Raw genomic sequence first — 3,368 nt, 5'->3', positions numbered from 1 at the left:
GGTCAACGAGGCGTTCGCGCCGGTGCCGCTGGCGTGGGCGCACGAATTCGGGGCCGACCCGGCCAAGCTCAACCCGTGGGGCGGCGCCATCGCGCTCGGGCACGCACTCGGCTCTTCGGGCACCCGCCTGCTGAGCACCCTGGTCAACAACCTCGAGGCCACCGGCGGACGCTACGGCCTGCAGACCATGTGCGAGGGCGCGGGCATGGCCAACGCCACCATCATCGAACGCCTCTGATGAAAGCCACTTCGGGCTTCCCCCGTTGTGCCCGGAGAAGCCGACGCCCCGACACCCTGTCGTCTTCGCGCATCACAATCCGCACGATCGACGACCGACGTGCCGCGGGCTGCGGGCTGCGGGCTGCGGGCTGCGGGCTGCGGGCTGCGGGCTGCGGGCTGCGGGCTGCGGGCTGCGAAATTCTGATCCGTGTACGACCCACCCCTCCTCCTCCCGTCAATCCCTGACCTACTGATCTTCCGGAGAACCGATGCAGCGCACTTTTTTCGACACTGACCACGAGGCCTACCGAGAGGTGGTGCGGGAGTTCCTCACCCGCGAGGTGGAACCGCACTACGAGCGTTGGGAGACCGACAGACTTATCGACCGTTCTGCGTGGCTCGCTGCCGGTAGATCGGGCATCATCGGACTGGCGGTGCCTGAAGCCTATGGCGGATCGGGGGTCACCGACTACCGATTCAGGAATGTTGTCTCCGAAGAGATCGCCCGCACGGCGACCACGTCGTTCGGTGGTGGCATTGCCACCCACGACGACGTGGTGATCCCGTACGTACTCATGTTAGGCACCGAGGAACAGAAGCAACGGTGGCTTCCCGGCATGGCCGCCGGCGAGCTGATCGGCGCCATCGCGATGACCGAACCCGGAATCGGAAGCGACCTACAGGGCATCAAAACTACCGCGGTGCGCGACGGTGACGACTGGATTGTCAACGGTCAGAAGACGTTCATCAGCAACGGCATTCACTCCGACCTCGTCATCGTCGTCGCCCGTACCGACCCGAGCGCCGGTTCCAAGGGCTTCTCGCTGCTCGTCGTGGAGCGGGGCATGCCCGGCTTCAGCCGTGGCCGCAAGCTGCACAAGGTCGGCCTGGCCGGTCAGGACACGGCGGAGCTCGTGTTCGAGGACGTGCGGGTGCCCACGAACAATCTGCTCGGCACCGAGGGGAGCGGCTTTATCCATCTCATGGAAAACCTTCCCCTCGAACGTATGTCGATCGCGGTCATTGCGATTGCCGCCGCAAAGGCCGCGTACCAGTGGACCCGGGACTACGTGTTCGAGCGCAAGGCGTTCGGCAAACCGATCGGCGATCTGCAGAACACCCGGTTCGCGCTGGCGGAGATGCTCACCGAGATCGAGGTGACCGAATCGCACATCGACCGGTGCGTACTCGCCTTGAACGCAGGCGAACTCACCGCCGTCGACGCGTCGAAGGGCAAGTGGTGGGCCAGTGAACTGCAGAAGCGTGTCGTCGACCGCTGCGTCCAATTGCACGGCGGCTACGGCTACATGATGGAGTACCCCATCGGCCGCGCCTACGTCGACAGCCGCATTCAGACGATCTACGGCGGAACCACCGAGATCATGAAGGAAATCATCGGCCGAGAAATTGCAGCGGCCTCCGCATAAACCGGCAGTGGATGCCATGGTTGGCCGGTGGGGACGCGGCCCGGCGACGGACTCAACGGCCATGGCTAATTCAGGCCAGGCGCCGTGCAGCAAGGAGAAGGCTCTGGCACTGCCGCTCTTTCACCACAGATCCAGTGMGACATCCGTTGTCGACGCGAGGCAGATAGCAGAGGAGAGATGTGTCCACCCTGGAGTCACTGGTGGCAACGACCGCCCGTCCCCATGTAGAGCGGTATCGTTCAGAGCTGTACCCGATAAGCAATAGTTGCACGGCTCGATACGCCGATATGGACCCCAACGCCCACCTCAACAATCTAGCGTTGGAATCGCTTCATGAAGACGCTCGCGCTGTATTGACCCGGCAAGCCTTTCCCGACACGCATGATCCAGCAGGCCGAAAACAACGCTTGGTCACTTCCCAGAGTGTCGTACATTTTCTCGCCGAAGCGTATTGGCCAGCCACGATCGACACGTGCGTCGGCGTCGGACGGATAGGCCGAACCTCGTTCGTGGTGTCCTCGGCGCTGTTTCACGCGGGGAACTGCATCAGCCTGTGTGACGCCGTCATGGTGGCGGTAGGTAAGGACGGACCTGTTTCAATGCCCGCCGTAGCGCGAAGGACGCTCGAGAACTTGCGGCTTCGAGTCCGAGTGGTCGGTTCCTGACCGAATCCTCTGCACCCTTGCCTTACGACAGGCCCTGGTCGAGTACGGTTTGAAAAGCCCATGCGAGCGCCTCTCTGGAGCGATAGGTGCCGCTCTCGTATCCGACGAGCAGGTACATCGACACCGTCGCGTTACGCTCGGCCAGCTCCCGGTCATTCGTTGCTTCGAAGTGGGCGTCGGCGATGAAGCGTCGTCGCTCCTCGTCCACTTCGATCTGGATGGCTTGGACGTCCGGGTCATGGGCCGCCCATACACGGATCGCGGCTTCGGACTCGTGTGGCAGGCGCAGGCCGATGTCGATCAAGAACTTCAGGCGCTCGGCAGGATCGGCGATCTCCCGGGCGCTGCTGATGAGGCGGCCGCTCTTTTCCGTGCGCCAGTATTGAATCAGCGCGGACGTGTACTCGCCCCAGTTCGCGAACGCGTGGTAAAACGAGCCGGTTGTCGCCCCGACCGCCTCGCACACCGTCCCCAGCTTCAAGCCGGCATGCCCTTTTCTGCCGAGCACGTCCAAGCCGGCCTCGAGGTAGCGCAACTGGGCACCTCTCGTAGGCACTTTTTTCTTCTTGGCGTGGTGAGAAGTCACGCCTTCTTTTACCAGGCGCGCGGTCCTGATCATGCATCACCCTTCCGGCAAGTGTGACCTCTTGCACAAAAGCGTAACTCAACTTACGCTTGCGCACGAAATATGAAGGAGCGTGATGTGAGCAAGCCCAATCGCAACAACGGCCTGGACCCGGAAACCGAGTTCGCAGAGATTTACCGCAATCTGGCCACCTACGAGTTCCCCTGGGACCTGAATCAGTCCCTGAGCTTTGCCCTGTTCCGCACCTATGCGGTCCCGAGCGTCGGCAGATTGCTTGATCAGACCGGAGCCTTTACCCAGAACACCCAGAAGCGCTACGACGACACCTCGATCCTGCTCGAGGTTCCCCTACTCGAGGGTTTCGACAGCCCTAACGGAAAAGCAGCGATACAGCGCATCAATCAGATGCACCACATGTACGACATCTCGAACGAGGACTTCCTCTACGTCCTCGCTTCCTCTACGTCCTCG

General features: G+C 62.3%; 3 protein-coding genes and 2 pseudogenes. 4 read left to right on the top strand and 1 reads right to left on the bottom strand.

All coding sequences use genetic code 11. The features are described from left to right. The 3 genes and pseudogenes from AC1DWT_RS50250 to AC1DWT_RS50240 form a co-directional block, all read left to right on the top strand. A pseudogene (locus AC1DWT_RS50250) lies at positions 1–238 on the top strand (steroid 3-ketoacyl-CoA thiolase); the annotation flags it as partial. A gap of 250 nt (positions 239–488) precedes the next feature. After that, positions 489–1,646, top strand: a complete 1,158-nt coding sequence (locus AC1DWT_RS50245; RefSeq protein WP_095869858.1) for an acyl-CoA dehydrogenase family protein — start codon at positions 489–491, stop codon at positions 1,644–1,646. Between the two features lie 287 nt (positions 1,647–1,933). Then, positions 1,934–2,311: an acyl-CoA thioesterase gene (locus AC1DWT_RS50240; protein WP_338051777.1), complete on the top strand. Its 378-nt coding sequence runs from the start codon at positions 1,934–1,936 to the stop codon at positions 2,309–2,311. Between the two features lie 22 nt (positions 2,312–2,333). Here the strand turns inward: AC1DWT_RS50240 and AC1DWT_RS50235 are convergent, their stop codons facing one another. After that, a complete protein-coding gene (locus AC1DWT_RS50235; RefSeq protein WP_241031735.1) occupies positions 2,334–2,930 on the bottom strand; it encodes a TetR/AcrR family transcriptional regulator in 597 nt (198 codons plus the stop codon). Positions 2,931–3,014: 84 nt separating this feature from the next. On the opposite strand from AC1DWT_RS50235, the pseudogene AC1DWT_RS50230 reads away from it, so the two are divergent. Then, positions 3,015–3,368 (top strand): annotated as a pseudogene (locus AC1DWT_RS50230) (oxygenase MpaB family protein); the annotation flags it as partial.

The organism is Rhodococcus sp. P4_B6, assembly GCF_056402215.1.
The sequence above is the reverse complement of the archived record's forward strand: the minus strand, read 5'-3'. Positions and strand labels throughout refer to the sequence as shown.

Coding starts and splice junctions, on each gene's coding strand:
- AC1DWT_RS50245 (WP_095869858.1), top strand. CDS start 489: ATGCAGCGCACTTTTTTCGACACTGACCACGAGGCCTACCGAGAGGTG.
- AC1DWT_RS50235 (WP_241031735.1), bottom strand. CDS start 2,930: ATGATCAGGACCGCGCGCCTGGTAAAAGAAGGCGTGACTTCTCACCAC.
- AC1DWT_RS50240 (WP_338051777.1), top strand. CDS start 1,934: ATGGACCCCAACGCCCACCTCAACAATCTAGCGTTGGAATCGCTTCAT.